Here is a 15,704-nt window from a genome sequence, read left to right as displayed (position 1 = left end):
TCGCAGGCGTCTTTAGTTGATAGTAAAATGCTATTAACTCAATAAATTCTTCGCGTGAGCTAATGCCGCTTCTCCTGGATTCGCTCCGCTAAGCATTTGTGCAACCTCTACAATACGTTCATCCGCATTCATCAGTACAATATTCGAACGCGTTTTATCATTTTTGTCCTCTTTGTAAACTTTGAAATGCGAGGTTCCCTTTGAAGCAATCTGCGGCAAATGTGTAATCGCCAATACCTGCATATTATTCGCTAAATCATGCATCACCTCTCCCACTCGCAGTGCTACCTCCCCTGAAATTCCTGTATCAATCTCATCAAAAATAATCGTAGGCAAAGCTGAATTCTGAGCGACCAATGATTTAATAGCAAGCATCACACGTGATAATTCACCTCCGGAAGCAACTTTATGAATTGGTTGTAAAGCTTGTCCTTTATTTGCGGAGAAAAGAAATTGAACGCTGTCCATACCTCTATTGGAAGCTTTATCTAACGATAGCAAGTTTAAGGAGACTTCGAGTTTAGCATTTACCATCCCTACATGAGCCAAAGTCTTTTGAACTGACTCTTCTACTTTAGCCTTTATTTCATGACGCTTTTTGTGAAGGTTTGCACCCAATTGTGAAACTTTTGCCTCCTGATTTTTCTTATCCCCCTCTAGTTTCGCTAAGATATCATCGTGATTTAAGGCAACCTGGAGTTTTTCTTCCAATTCATTTCTTAATTGAATAAGTTCCGTTTCCGATTCAAAGCGATGTTTTTTTAATAAACTGTAGATATCACTCAAACGTGAATTCACTTCATCCAAACGCTTTTCATCCAAATTGACAGAAGCTTCCTGATGTGCAATTTCTGATGACACGTCCTTGATTTCTATATAGGCACTGTTCAATCGATTTGCCAACTCTTCGGCATCTGTAAAATACCGAGAAGCCTGTTGAATTTGTTGTATACTTTCCTTTAATAAGGTCAATGCATTTTGTTCGCCGTCCGCCAACAAATGCGTAGAAGCCAACAACGCGCGCTTGATTTCCTCTGCATTCTCTAATTGGCTTTGCTCCTCTTCTAATTCCTTGAGTTCGCCTTCACGCACATTTAATTTTTCCAATTCATCAAATAGAAATTGGTTATAATCCAATTCAGCATTGGCCGTGCGAGATTCTTCTTTAAGCGTTTTTAACTTTTTATCGAGCTGACGCAATTGTTGAAGTTCTTGTCGAAACTCTTCAAGTAAAATTTCATTCCCTGCAATAGAATCAAGCACAAACAGTTGAAATTCTTCTGTATTGATTTGCAAAGTCGCATGTTGCGAGTGAATATCAATCAATCGTTCACCCAAAGCCTTCAATGTTGCTAAGTTTACTGGTGAATCATTAACAAAAGCACGTGATTTGCCATCTACCGATATTTCACGACGAATAATCGTTTCGTCTTCGTATTCTAAATCATATTCTTCAAAAAATCCTTTCAGATCATACGATGAAATAGAAAAATAACCCTCAATAACACATTTCTTGGAATCATCAAAAAACTGTTTGCCCTCCGCTCTATTTCCCAAAACCAAGCCCAAAGCACCCATCAGAATAGATTTACCAGCTCCTGTTTCCCCGGTGATAATATTCAATCCCTTATCAAAAGCGATATCCAAATTATCAATCAAAGCGTAGTTTTTTATGAGTAATCGTGATAGCATATTCTATAAATTGATGTAATGTGTAACGAAATTTCAATGTCAAATATAGGGATAAGATTTAGGTTTGAGAACCATAAAAAATTCACTTTTTAGTATTTAAATAATATGTTTGTAGTGATATGCCAGATTTCAGCAAACAATTGAGTAAGTACATTCCTGCAGAAGCTGCACCTATTATTTCGCAGTGGATTAACGATTCTGCTTGTCGATTTAAGGTAACCAAAAGTCGTGCATCAAAATTAGGCGATTACCGTGCTCCATTTCGTGGAAGTTCTCATCAAATCACGGTCAATTACGACCTCAATCCCTATGCTTTTCTGATGACAACAGTACATGAATTTGCGCATTTGAAAACGTATCAAGAATATAAAAACCGTGTAAAACCCCACGGAGAGGAATGGAAAAACAATTTTAAATCGCTTATTCAACCCTTTTTGAAATTGAACATTTTTCCTGCTGATGTTGTCATCGCAATTAATAATTACATGAACAATCCTGCGGCATCTTCTTGCACGGATTTGAATCTCTATCGTGTACTAAAACAGTATGATAAGAAGGTGTCTGAACTAATTCATGTTGAAGAATTACCCGAACAGTCAATCTTTCAAATGAAAAATGGAAGAACTTTTCAAAAACTAGAAAAACTTCGTAAAAGATACAAGTGTTTGGAGATTTCCACACAAAAAATCTATCTATTTCACCCAATTGCCGAGGTCATTCCTGTCAAAGATTAGATACAAAAGTCTATCTTTCTTTTTAAATCGTATTTTTATTGATTCAACACATAAGAATTATGAATAAAACTTTTCTATTTTCCTGTGCATTGAGTATAGGGCTATTTTCCTGTACTGAACAAGCTTCGAACTTTGATGCTACAGCATTAGACAGCACAGCACTTGAAGCTATTACAGAAGAATCCTACAAAGCCCACGTAGCTCAACTCGCTTCTGATGATTTCTTAGGTCGAAAGCCTTTTACCAAAGGTGATACATTAACTGTCAATTATATTGAAGAACAATTTAAGGCAATAGGACTTGAGCCAGGGAATGGCGATTCATACTTTCAAGAAGTACCAATGGTTGAAATCACATCAAAACCTGTCGAGCCTAATTTAACTTTCAAAGGCAAAAACGGTTCTATTTCTGTAAAATCATTGGATGATTTTGTTATTGGCACGCGCAAACTCAAGGAAAATACTTTAGTGGAAGATACTGAACTTGTTTTTGCAGGATTCGGTATTTTCGCACCAGAATATAATTGGAACGATTACGAAGGATTGGATGTAAAAGGCAAAACTGTCGTAGTAATGGTTAGCGACCCAGGGCGATACGATAAAAACCTTTTCAAAGCCGATACGATGACCTACTATGGGAGATGGCGTTATAAATTTGAAGAAGCAGGTCGTCAAGGCGCAACCGGAATTTTATTAATTCATGAAACTGGCGCAGCAAGTTATGGTTGGGATGTTGTTCGTTCAGGATGGTCGGGACCGCAATTGGAATTAACAACCAACAATCCTGACGAGTTACCCGAATTTGAAGGCTGGGTTTCTACACCTACTGCCGAAAAATTATTTAAACTCGCTGGTCTTAACGCAGACTTAATGGAAGCTGCTAAAAAGCCTGGCTTCAAGGCAGTACCGATGAATATCAGCACGAAAGTAGAATTAAAAAATGTTTTTAGACATTCCAAGTCAAACAATGTAATCGCGAAAATATCAGGCACGAAACGTGCTGACGAAACAATTATTTACACGGCACATTGGGATCATTTGGGTATCGGTGAACCAGTAAATGGTGATTCGATTTACAATGGTGCCATTGACAATGCAGCTGGTGTAGCGGCTTTATTTGAAATAGGAAAAGCTTTCAAAGCTGCTAAACATCAACCCGAACGTACTATTGTATTTATTGCGTTGACCGCTGAAGAAGAAGGCTTATTGGGTTCATCTTATTACGCGAACAATCCGATTTATCCGTTAAACAAAACAGTAGCTAACTTAAATATGGATGCGTTTAATCCATTAGGTGCGACAAAAGATGTATCGATAGTGGGTATTGGACAAACAGAGATTGAAGATTACGTAGAGCGTTCGGCTGCTAAATTCGGAAGAACAGTAGTTGGTGAGAAAAATCCGACTTCTGGAGGCTTTTACCGCTCTGATCACTTCAATTTTGTGAAGAAAGGTGTACCAGGATTGTTTATGGGTTCAGGTTCAGAATTAATTTCGACAGATTCTGTAGCAAACGAAAAGCGTAAAGAAGCATTAGCTAATAGATACCACAAACCGCAAGATGAATTGGATGAAAATTGGGATTTCGGTGGAATTTTGGCTGATATTCGTCTTTTCTTTGATATCGGATATGTAATGAGTCAAGAAAAAACATTCCCACAATTCAAGGCTAAATCTGAATTTAGAGAATTAGGCGAAAAACGACTTTCAAAATAGTACTTTTGTAGGAAATAGAAAAAAATTAAAACTTTAAACATATGTTAACAGGCATGAAACATTTACACTCGACTTTAGCTGTCATTCTTTTATTGGCTTTAGTTATTTCAATTGTCATTACAGCGGTAAACTATTTCAAAGCAAATCCATATAACCGTAAAATTGCTTTAATCGGGTTTATCTCTGCACACTTGCAATTACTTATTGGTTTGATTATTTACTTCGTGTCTCCACTTGGCATCAAAAGTTTCTCTGGAGAGAATATGAGCAACAGCTTATCAAGATTATATTTCTTGGAGCACCCGTTGATAATGATTATTGCAATTGTATTAATCACGGTTGGTTATATCAAAGCGAAGAAAGCAACATTAGATTATGCAGCAAACAAAACAGTGTTTATCACTTACACGATTGCATTGATCTTGATTCTTACCAGAATTCCTTGGTCGACTTGGTCGATTTTAAACTAAAAATATTGAAGGCTCATTTTTCTCAAAATGAGCCTTTTTATTTTACATATGAAATAGTATAACTTCCCAAAAGATTATATTATTTAGCAATAAACTTTCGGGCTACGCAGTAGTCATACTTACAAATTATCCATTATGAAAAGTGTAATCCTATTTCTTTGCTTTCAAGTATTTATTTTCAGTTCGTTTGCCCAACAGTTTGGACGTGATTTTTTTAATAATTTGACGCACGAGTCTGCGCGAGAAAACTACAAATCCAAATTGGAGAAAAACGTTTTCAATGACTTAATATTTACGGATAATAAAAACAACAAAATCACTTTTAATAATAAATTTTTGTCTAGAACAAATCCTACAGTACTTTCAAATTCTAAAGATCAAGAAATATTTTTTGAAGATCACATTACTTACTTTCGAAATGTAACCAATAGAACAGAAGAATTTGAAATTGACATATTTGACACTTGGATATTCAAAACAAATGTTAATAATAATTACGAAGCGAAATTCAAAAAAGACATATTTAATGCGCGTATTTTTTCGGATAATCAGGGGAATCAATTGTCTTACGATGAAAAATATCTAGCAAAAATTCAAAATAACCCTTTTCGCAATAGTAAAGACCAGTATAAATTTTTCACAAATCTTATCGATAGACTGTCTTCGGAAAAAAATTATAAGGTCGATTTTGAAGTAGACATTTTTAACAAAGTGATTGTTTCCGACAATAGAGGTTTTAAGCGAGAGTCAAACGATGCGTATTACCTTATGCCAGATTTCAATGTTGTAGAAGATACATCCTTAGATGAGGATATTCGAATTCGAAGAATTAGCAATGCGGAATATATCTATCGCGATGGAAATGAATTCGCAAAATTATTTGAGAATAAAACAAAAAGATGGACTTATGAAGATTCGTTAGGCAATAGATTTCAATTTTCGCCATCGACATGGAGGAAATTTCTTCAGCATTATAAAAGCGAAGAAGAAATTTTGAGACACTTTATTTACGAATATCTGTTTTAGTACATAAAACTGAAAGGTGATTTGTGATTAGAATTTATACATAAATCTTAAATCCAAATCAAATCATTCGATTGGTATTTACTAATTCTATAAAAAAGCTTCGCAAAATCGCATTATCCTCAAATTGTAAGTTATTAAAACATTTTAATTCATTAACTTTACACGCATAAATTTGTATAAAACAATCAAAATGAGTGTAGATATCAATAAACTTGAACAGACTGCAACACAAGTAAGACGTGACATCGTACGTATGGTACACGGATGTCAATCAGGCCACCCAGGGGGATCATTAGGCTGTACAGACTATTTCGTAGCGTTATATTTTCATGCTATGAAACACGACCCATCATTTAATATGGATGGTGCTGGTGAAGATTTATTCTTTTTGTCAAATGGACACATCTCACCTGTATTTTACAGTACATTAGCTCGCGCTGGATATTTCCCAGTAAGTGAGTTGGCTACTTTCCGTAAGATCAATACACGTCTACAAGGTCACCCTACTACGCATGAAGGCTTACCTGGTATCCGTATTGCCTCAGGGTCATTAGGACAAGGTCTTTCGGTTGCTATTGGGGCAGCTCAAGCTAAAAAATTAAACAAAGATAATAGTCTTGTTTATGTATTGATGGGTGATGGTGAATTGCAAGAAGGTCAAGTTTGGGAAGCTGCGATGTATGCTCCTCACAACAAAATGGACAACATTATCGCTGCTGTGGATTATAATGGTGCTCAGATTGATGGTTCTACAGATCAAGTTTTGTCTTTAGGTAACTTGAGAGCAAAATGGGAAGCTTTCGGTTGGGATGTTTTAGATGTAGAAAAAGGTAACGATATGTCTGCAGTAGTAGCTGGTATCGAAGAAGCAAAATCACGTAGTGGAAAAGGTAAACCTGTTGTTATCTTATTGCATACAGCAATGGGTTCAGGAGTTGATTTCATGATGGGTACACACAAATGGCATGGCGTAGCTCCAAATGATGAGCAATTGGCTAGTGCTTTGAATCAATTACCAGAAACATTAGGCGATTATTAATAATAGATTTTAGATATGAGATGTTAGATATTAGATTATTTTCTAAATACTAACTACTAACATCTAAATACTACGACAAACATGAAAAAATATACTTTTACAGAATCTAAAGATACACGTTCGGGTTTCGGTGTTGGTTTACTGGAAGCCGGAAAAAAGAATGAAAATGTAGTAGCATTGTGTGCTGACTTGGTAGGCTCGTTGAAAATGGATGCTTTTATTAAAGAATTTCCAGAGCGTTTTTTCCAAATTGGTATCGCAGAAGCAAATATGATGGGTATTGCGGCTGGATTAACAATCGGCGGAAAAGTTCCTTTTACAGGTACTTTCGCTGAATTTTCTACAGCACGTGTTTATGATCAAATCCGTCAATCTATTGCTTATTCGAATAAAAATGTTAAGATTGCTGCTTCACATGCAGGTCTTACTTTGGGTGAAGATGGCGCGACGCACCAAACTTTAGAAGATATTGGTTTAATGAAAATGTTGCCAGGAATGGTTGTTATCAACCCTTGTGACTTCAATCAAACTAAGGCGGCGACTATTGCGGTAGCAGAATACGAAGGACCTGTTTACCTACGTTTCGGCCGACCAGTTGTCCCTAACTTTACACCTGCAGATCAAACTTTCGAAATTGGTAAAGCTGTGATGCTAAATGAAGGTAAAGATGTAACAATCATCGCTACGGGTCACTTGGTATGGGAAGCTATCCAAGCGGGTGAAGAATTGGAAAAATTAGGCATCGATGCGGAGATTATCAACATTCATACAATCAAACCTTTGGACGCAGAAGCAATCTTAGCCTCAGTTAAGAAAACGGGCTGTGTCGTAACAGCAGAAGAGCACAACCGTCTAGGTGGTTTGGGTGATAGCGTAGCACAAGTTTTGGCTCAACATTTACCAACTCCACAAGAATATGTAGCTGTAGATGATAGCTTCGGCGAGTCAGGAACACCAGCACAATTGATGGAAAAATACGGTTTGAATGCCGCTAACATTGTTGTTGCAGCTCAAAAAGTTATTAGCAGAAAAAAATAATAAATGGAAGACGCGCAAATAATATCCATGTTTGCCGATGAAAGTTCGCGTGAAGCGGCTTTCAAACAATTGTTGAAGAAATATCAGCAAAAAATATATTGGCATGTCAGACGCATGGTCATCGATCATGACGATGCGGATGACGTGACCCAAGATATCTTTGTAAAGGTATGGCGTAATTTAGATAAGTTCAGAGAAGATTCTCAATTGTATACGTGGTTGTACAGAATTGCAACGAATGAATGCATCACTTTTCTAAATAAGAAAAAGCAAAAAAACAATGTTTCATTGGATGACGACAATTCATCGTATTTATCCGAAACATTAGCAGGTGGCAGCTATTTCAACGGCGATAAAGCGCAGATGAAATTGCAACAAGCTTTACTTACATTACCAGAAAAGCAACGCTTGGTTTTCAACATGAAATATTTCGAAGATTTGAAATATGATGAAATTTCTAGTATTTTAGGGACTAGTGTTGGTGCATTAAAAGCATCATACCACCTAGCCGTCAAAAAAATAGAACATTTTTTTAATAGCCAAGATTAAACCTTCGGATATTAAAGACATCTATATAGGACTCATGAAGGAAAATAACACATATAACGAAGAATTAGGAGGCAAAAATCTACCAGATTCATTGCGTGTAAATCCTTTTGCCATTCCTACTAATTTCTTTGCGGAGCAAGAAAACCAAATCTTACATCAAATTATGCTTGAAAGTCTGCGTGATTTTAACGAAAATGATGAATCAAATGCTACAGAAGCGAAAGTTCCTGAAGGCTATTTTGATACATTAGAAAATAATATTTTCGCAAAAATTGCCGAACAAGATTTGAAGGATCAAGTAAGTGAAGAAGGTTTTATTGTGCCAGATCAATATTTCGAACAATTCGGTCAAACTATCGAAGTGCGTTTAGCAGAAGAAAATTTAAAATCTTTCAGCCCAACTTTAGAATATCAAATTCCTGAAGATTATTTCGCGAAAGCAGAAGAAGGTATTTTCGCTAAAATCGCAGAGCAGAATCTTCGCGATACAATTGGGAATGATACAGGTTTTACGGTTCCTACGGAATATTTTACTCAAGCGACCGCAGAAATTGAAGACCGTATATTGATTGAAAAATGGTCAAAAGATTTAGGTAAAGAACATTTTGCTGTTCCAACTGGATATTTTGATCAGTTATCTGATAACATCCTTGCTAAAACCGTAGGTGATATACCAGAAAAAGTTAAGGTAATTACATTGCCAAAACGTCCGATTTGGAAAAAATACGCAGCAGCAGCGGTGGCTATAATTGTTGGTAGTGGAGCTTATTTTGGTTTGCAAAACAGCAATTCAAATCCACAATTGCAACAGCAGGTGGCATCTTCAGATGTGAATTTGGAGAATATAAGTGACGAAGAAATTCTCGGTTATTTAGCTCAAGTTTCTGAAGGAGAAGATTTAATCCAATTGGCAGAGTTTGCGTCTGATGATTATAACGATGACGAGAAAACACAATTAGATTCAAATATTGATGACGATGAAATTGAAGATTATTTAAATTACGTGCTATAATGTTACATTTTAAATATATACTTACTACTATTTGTTTGCTTTTTATAACACACTTCTCTTTTGCGCAACGCAATTTTGAGGCAATTGAAAGCGAAAAGATAGCATATATTACAAAAGAATTGAAATTAACACCTGCAGAGGCTGAACGATTTTTTCCGATATACAATCAATACAATAAAGAAATGTGGGAATTAAAACGTGCTAAAAGAGGTGCTCAACGTACGCCAGAAGGTGCGAATTCTTTAAATCCCGAAAAACGTGATGTCATTGCATATGATGTGAAAGAAGTTGAACTCAAAAAAGCCTATCGTGCTGACTTTGCAAAATTCATAGGACAAACTCGAGCTTCACAATTTTTTCAAGTCGAAGAAGATTTTTTCAACTTACTACGAAGTAAGATTCAAAATAGAAAAAAAGAATAAAGAACTAGCCTGCAAAATTTGCAGGTTAGTTTTGCTTTTAATTATATCTATTGCGCTTGCTCTCCTGATTCAATCTCTTTTCGCAAGACAGAATGCTTCTTACCATATATGAAATAGACTACAACCCCAATTAACATCCAAATCCCTAATCTCTCCCAACTAACCAGTGGCAACGAAAGCATCATAAGTACACATACAATTATACCTAATATTGGTACTAAAGGCACGAAAGGTGTTTTAAACGGACGATTTGCAGTTGGATTACTTTTACGCAAAACAAGTATACCTATACACACCAATGTGAATGCTAATAATGTCCCAATACTTACCATATGTCCAAGATCTGATACGGGAACAAATCCTGCAAATATGCTGACGAAAACCATAAAAATTAAATTTGTTTTCCACGGCGTTTGTCTTTTGGATAAGTCTGAAAATATTTTAGGTAAAAGACCATCTTTACTCATCGAATAAAAAACACGGCTTTGTCCTAATAGCATAACCAAAATTACGGAGGTGTATCCTGCGATAATAGTTACAACCATAGCTGTATTCAGAAAATCATAGCCTGTCCTACCAAAAGCTGTTGCTACGGGCTTAGCATCCCCCTTAAATTCCGTATAATTAGCCAAACCAGTCATTACATAGGAGAATAGTACATAAAGAATAATACAAATAAGTAAGGGTCCAATTATTCCTATAGGCATTCCCTTTTTTGGATTAATAGCTTCTTGAACTGCTGTACTCACAGCGTCAAATCCTACAAATGCAAAAAATAAAACTCCAGCGGCACGAAGTACACCTGAAATACCAAATTCACCAAAACTATCACTTGAGAAAAACTCAAAAAAACCGACTTTACCTTGTTTTAGTAATTCTTCTCCCTCATTTACAGGGATAAATGGTGTGTGATTCGCAGGATTAATAAACTGCCAACCTAATGTTATAAATAGGATAACTACAGCTACTTTTAATACAACCAAAATATTATTCACAAAAGAAGATTCCTGTGTGCCACGCATCAATAACAAAGACAGCAAACAAACTATTACGATTGCTGGTAGATTTACCACTCCGCCCTCCTACGGTCCCGCCAATAACTCAGGAGGTAATGACATGCCAAAAACAATGAGTAATTGATTGAAATATTGCGACCAACTCGCAGCGACTGTAGCATTCGCTAATGCATACTCCAATACCAAATCCCACCCAATTATCCATGCCATAAACTCACCCATCGTTGCATAGGAATAAGTATAGGCAGAACCAGCAACTGGAATCATAGAAGCAAATTAAGCATAACATAAACCAGCGAATGTACATCCTACCGCTGCAATTATAAAGGATAACATGACGGCAGGACCTGCATTTTCAACTGCCGCAATACCTGTTAAAGAAAAAAGTCCTGCTCCGATAATCGATCCTACTCCCAAAGCTATCAGACCAGAACTGTTAATGTTCTTTTTAATGTACCTTCCCCACTTTGTGACGCCTCGGCAACTAGTTTGGGTATTGATTTTTTATACCACATAATTTAGATTTGAATAATTAATCCAATCTAAACACAATATTTAATAAATAAAACTAAAAAGAAAAAAATTACCAAGGTTTATAATTCGAATTAACTGGTTTCGTTAAATCAAATTTTACAGTAAATACTCTTTCTGATCCAATTCTTCTCAAATTATAGGTATATGTTGTACCATCCATAGTAATCCACCACACATTTTGACACGCATGATCAATAAGATCACAAGTTTCATTATCCGCTGGGAAAACTTGAATGTGTTTTGCACCTTCATTAGGTGATGTGCCACCATAGAACGTTACTTTATCTGGAGAACCATCTTCGTGTCTGTGGTCGTGTTTCAGGGTAATAACATTGTTGGAATAATTTAAAATCCAAGTTCTGGATTTGTCTTCGCCGACATAGAATGGAATTTTTACTTCGCGATCATCGTAAGACATTACTTGCATAAGCAATCGTTTTCCTGTAAAACCATCCCCCTCTTTTCCACCTTCCACTATTTCACCTTCGAAATATTGACCTTCAAATGGCTTGAACTGCTCCAAAAAGAGTTTAGAATTAGGTTTTTCTTGTGCTATAACAGCCTGATTAATAAAAAGAAATAATAAAATAAGATATTTCATAATATAAATGAATAAATAATTTTGAATTTTCGAATATAGTTCAAAACTAAAACAATATACTATTGTGTATATCAAATGTTTTGCATACCTTTGCAACGCCTTAGGCAATAGTGCCTATTGTATAATTTATTTCATGAACCCATTTTTAGAACTGGGAATCCGTGAGGAAGTTGTTAAAGCCATCTCAGAAATAGGTTTCGAGAAACCTTCTGAAATTCAGGAAAAAGCCATTCCTGTTTTATTGACTGGTAGCGACGATTTTGTCGGATTAGCCCAAACCGGCACAGGTAAGACAGCGGCATTTGGTCTTCCATTATTAGAGCAATTAGACTTTTCTCAAAAACACCCACAAGCATTAATTTTGTGCCCTACACGTGAGTTGTGTTTACAAATCGCTAAAGATTTAGAAAAATTTGCTAAATACATCGATAACGTACATGTTGTTGCTGTATATGGAGGTGCAAATATCAGTGACCAACTACGTCAAATCAGACGCGGTGTGCAAATTGTAGTAGCGACCCCAGGTCGTATGTTAGATATCATTGGCAGAAATGCAATTGATTTTTCTAGCGTAAAATATGTTGTATTAGATGAAGCGGACGAAATGTTAAACATGGGTTTCCAAGAAGACATCAACAACATTTTATCAGAAACTCCCGAGGACAAAAAAACTTGGTTGTTTTCTGCAACAATGCCAAGAGAGGTACGTCGTATCGCTCAGAAGTATATGACTGATCCATTTGAATTAACTGTAGGTACAAAAAATACAGGTAATGCAAATATCGAACACCAATACTTCTTGGTAAAAGCGAGAGATAAATACGCAGCATTCAAACGTATCGTTGATTCTAATCCAGAAATCTTTGGTATCGTATTCTGTCGTACTAAAATCGAAACGCAAGAAATCGCTGAAGCATTAATCAAAGATGGTTACAATGCGGATGCTTTACACGGTGATTTATCACAACAACAACGCGATAAAGTAATGAAGCGTTACCGTGACCGTAGTTTACAAATGTTGATCGCAACAGACGTAGCTGCACGTGGTATCGATGTGAATGACGTGACACACGTTATTAACTTCTCATTACCTGATGAAATTGAAAACTATACACACCGTTCTGGTCGTACGGCTCGCGCTGGTAAAACTGGTATTTCAATCTCATTAATCAACATCAAAGAGCAAAGTAAAATCCGTCAACTTGAAAAAGTAATTGGTAAACCTTTTGTTAAAATGCAAGTACCTCAAGGTGCTGATGTTGTTGAAAAACAGTTATTGACTATCATAAACAAAGTTAATAATGTAGAGGTTAACGAAGATCAAATCAATCCATTCATGCCTGCTATTATGGAAGGTTTTGAATCTTTATCAAAAGAGGAGATTGTAAAAAGATTTGCATCATTAGAATTTAATAGATTCTTAGAATACTACAAAAATTCTCCGGACTTAAACATCGAAGCTCGCGAAATAAGTGGCGATAGACGTGAAAGAGATGATCGTGGACCTCGTCAGAGTTCTAAAGGTTACACTCGCTTGTTCATGAACTTAGGTTCTGTAGATGAGTTCAGCCGTGGAGATATGTTAGGATTTATTTGTAATACTGCAAATATTACTGGCAAGTCTATCGGTAAAATTGATTTGAAGGGTGTTTTCACATTTTTCGAAGTTCAAGACGAAGAAGTTAATAAAGTATTCGATGGTTTCAAAGGTGTAGATTACAACGGACGTCAAGTACGTATCGAAGTATCTGGCGCTAGCGAAGGTCGTTCGGATCGCGGAGATCGTGGTGGTCGTCCTTCAAGAGGCGGTGACCGTGGAGGAAGACCTCGTGGTGAGCGTAGTGGTGGTGGATTCGGCGGCGAAAGAAGAGATCGTGGCGGTGATCGTCGTGGTGGATTCGGTGGCGGCGAAAGAAGAGAGCGCAGCGGCGGAGATAATGGCGGATTCCGTGATTTCTCTGGCAAAAAACGCGAATCGAAAAGCAGATATTAATCTTAAGAATATTGCGTAAATTTGTAAGGCTACCTACTTTGGGTAGCCTTATTTTTTTGTGATATTGCTTATGAATAACGAGCTTACACGTGTATTTGACTTAGTCAACTACAGACAACACACTTACCCTATTTCCGCGATTTTTTCACACAAAGAAAATAACCGCTGGAAAGAAATTTCAAACTTGGACTTTCAAAAAAAAGTCGATGAGATTTCAAAAGGTCTTATCGCACTAGGTGTACAACCCGATGATAAAATAGGTATCGTAAGTGAAAATCGAATTGAATGGTCTTTAATAGACTTCGCAATACAACAAATTGGCGCTGTGGTTGTCGCACTTTATCCAAACATTTCGGACAACGACTATTCATATATATTCAATCATGCCGAAATCAAGCTTGCAATAATAAGTTCTAAGACTTTATATGAACGTATAAATGAACTTAGACCTAGCATACCAGAATTGCAACATACTTTTATTTTGGATGAAGGAACTTTATATCCCAATTGGGATATGATACTACAAACAGGAAAAGTAATTTCTGATAACGAACTTGCTGCACGTAAATCCGCGGTTGAAAATGAGCATATTGCCACGATCATTTACACCAGTGGCACTACAGGTAGTCCCAAAGGTGTCATGCTAACACACAAGAATCTATTAGCGGATATGATGAGTAGTGAATATTCCTTTCCAGTAACTGCATACGATCGTGCCTTATCGTTTCTTCCCGTCTGCCATGCCTATGAACGCTTGTTTCATTACGTATATATGTACAAAGGGTTGACGATTTTTTATGCACAATCGATGGAAACTATCGGTGCTGATATGAAGGAGGTCAAACCACATATTTTCTCTGCTGTACCTCGTGTATTGGAAAAAGTGTATGACAAAATTATGGCTACTGGCAATTCGCTCACTGGAATAAAACATAAACTATTCTTTTGGGCTATTGGCTTAGGTGAAAAATATGATTTAGATGAGTCGAAAAGATCTTGGTGGTACGACACACAGCTCAACATAGCACGTAAATTGATTTTTTCAAAATGGCAAGAAGCTTTGGGTGGCGAAATAAAGGGTATTGCGACAGGCTCAGCAGCATTACAAGAGCGTTTGATAAGATTATATATAGCTGCAGGAATTATGATTTACGAAGGATATGGACTCACAGAAGGTGGCCCTTGCCTTTCGGTTAATGATTTCAAACGCGGAATGAAAATCGGAACTGTTGGCTTACCACTAATCAATATCGAAATCAAATTAGCCGAAGATGGTGAAATTCTTGCCAAAGGAGACAATGTGATGTTGGGCTATTACAAAGATCCACAAGCGACACAGGAAGTTATTAAAGACGGTTGGTTGTATACAGGTGATATTGGACAATGGGTGGATGGTAAATTCCTAAAAATCATCGATCGCAAGAAAGAAATGTTTAAAACTTCTGGTGGCAAATATGTAGTTCCTCAGGCTATAGAATCCAAAATGGTCGAATCGCCATATATCGAACAATTAATGGTAGTTGGCGATGGCGAAAAATTCCCCGCTGCCTTTGTCGTTCCTTCTTATACAAACTTATTGGAATGGGCAAAAGTCAACGCTCCAGAATTATCTAAATTAGCGCAGGAAAACTTTCTTCTGAATGATAAAATTAAACATAAGATTACGGAAGAGATCGACAAAGTCAATTCAGCATTCGGACAATGGGAGCAAATCAAAAAATTCGCTATCATTCCAAATGAATTCACCATTGAAGGTGGTGAATTGACACCTACTTTGAAGATGAAACGCAAGAAAATTATTGAGAAATATCTTGTAAACTATAAGGAAATTTATTCTTAAAAATATAGCCTTCCAAATCGTGA

General features: G+C 36.5%; 13 protein-coding genes and 1 pseudogene. 11 read left to right on the top strand and 3 right to left on the bottom strand.

Features of this window, described 5'->3' with window-relative positions; genetic code table 11:
• Window positions 1-33: 33 nt before the first annotated feature.
• Window positions 34-1,692, bottom strand: coding sequence for a DNA repair protein RecN (gene recN / locus GOQ16_RS09205; RefSeq protein WP_160069013.1), 1,659 nt, complete (start codon window positions 1,690-1,692; stop codon window positions 34-36).
• A 119-nt stretch (window positions 1,693-1,811) separates the two neighbouring features.
• Between recN and GOQ16_RS09200 the strand changes: the two genes are divergently transcribed.
• The 9 genes from GOQ16_RS09200 (at window position 1,812) to GOQ16_RS09160 (ending at window position 9,697) form a co-directional block, all read left to right on the top strand.
• Window positions 1,812-2,426: a SprT family zinc-dependent metalloprotease gene (locus GOQ16_RS09200; protein ID WP_160069012.1), complete on the top strand. Its 615-nt coding sequence runs from the start codon at window positions 1,812-1,814 to the stop codon at window positions 2,424-2,426.
• A 59-nt stretch (window positions 2,427-2,485) separates the two neighbouring features.
• Window positions 2,486-4,141 carry a M28 family metallopeptidase gene (locus GOQ16_RS09195; protein WP_160069011.1) on the top strand — a complete coding sequence of 552 codons (1,656 nt, stop codon included), beginning with the start codon at window positions 2,486-2,488 and terminating at the stop codon, window positions 4,139-4,141.
• Between the two features lie 53 nt (window positions 4,142-4,194).
• A complete protein-coding gene (locus tag GOQ16_RS09190) occupies window positions 4,195-4,611 on the top strand; it encodes a hypothetical protein (RefSeq protein ID WP_149915585.1) in 417 nt (138 codons plus the stop codon).
• Between the two features lie 135 nt (window positions 4,612-4,746).
• Window positions 4,747-5,637 (top strand): hypothetical protein, encoded by an 891-nt coding sequence (locus GOQ16_RS09185; protein ID WP_160069010.1) that lies wholly within the window; start codon window positions 4,747-4,749, stop codon window positions 5,635-5,637.
• A 190-nt stretch (window positions 5,638-5,827) separates the two neighbouring features.
• Window positions 5,828-6,676, top strand: coding sequence for a transketolase (locus GOQ16_RS09180; RefSeq protein WP_160069009.1), 849 nt, complete (start codon window positions 5,828-5,830; stop codon window positions 6,674-6,676).
• 81 nt (window positions 6,677-6,757) lie between these two features.
• Window positions 6,758-7,714, top strand: coding sequence for a transketolase family protein (locus tag GOQ16_RS09175; protein ID WP_160069008.1), 957 nt, complete (start codon window positions 6,758-6,760; stop codon window positions 7,712-7,714).
• A gap of 3 nt (window positions 7,715-7,717) precedes the next feature.
• Window positions 7,718-8,263 (top strand): RNA polymerase sigma factor, encoded by a 546-nt coding sequence (locus GOQ16_RS09170; protein WP_160069007.1) that lies wholly within the window; start codon window positions 7,718-7,720, stop codon window positions 8,261-8,263.
• 34 nt (window positions 8,264-8,297) lie between these two features.
• Window positions 8,298-9,275, top strand: a complete 978-nt coding sequence (locus GOQ16_RS09165; protein WP_160069006.1) for a hypothetical protein — start codon at window positions 8,298-8,300, stop codon at window positions 9,273-9,275.
• A complete protein-coding gene (locus GOQ16_RS09160; RefSeq protein ID WP_240140991.1) occupies window positions 9,275-9,697 on the top strand; it encodes a hypothetical protein in 423 nt (140 codons plus the stop codon). The genes GOQ16_RS09165 and GOQ16_RS09160 overlap by 1 nt, the downstream gene beginning before the upstream one ends.
• Window positions 9,698-9,744: 47 nt before the next feature.
• Here the strand turns inward: GOQ16_RS09160 and GOQ16_RS09155 are convergent.
• Window positions 9,745-11,228, bottom strand: a pseudogene (locus GOQ16_RS09155) (amino acid permease).
• Between the two features lie 68 nt (window positions 11,229-11,296).
• Window positions 11,297-11,848, bottom strand: a complete 552-nt coding sequence (locus tag GOQ16_RS09150; protein ID WP_160069005.1) for a hypothetical protein — start codon at window positions 11,846-11,848, stop codon at window positions 11,297-11,299.
• A 133-nt stretch (window positions 11,849-11,981) separates the two neighbouring features.
• Between GOQ16_RS09150 and GOQ16_RS09145 the strand changes: the two genes are divergently transcribed.
• Window positions 11,982-13,841, top strand: a complete 1,860-nt coding sequence (locus tag GOQ16_RS09145) for a DEAD/DEAH box helicase (RefSeq protein ID WP_149915577.1) — start codon at window positions 11,982-11,984, stop codon at window positions 13,839-13,841.
• 70 nt (window positions 13,842-13,911) lie between these two features.
• Complete coding sequence (locus GOQ16_RS09140; protein WP_160069004.1) at window positions 13,912-15,681, top strand: AMP-dependent synthetase/ligase; 1,770 nt, start codon at window positions 13,912-13,914, stop codon at window positions 15,679-15,681.
• The last annotated feature ends 23 nt before the right edge of the window (window positions 15,682-15,704 follow it).

Source organism: Sphingobacterium bovisgrunnientis, assembly GCF_009829085.1.
GTDB classification, from domain to species: domain Bacteria; phylum Bacteroidota; class Bacteroidia; order Sphingobacteriales; family Sphingobacteriaceae; genus Sphingobacterium; species Sphingobacterium bovisgrunnientis.
The sequence above is the reverse complement of the archived record's forward strand: the minus strand, read 5'-3'. Positions and strand labels throughout refer to the sequence as shown.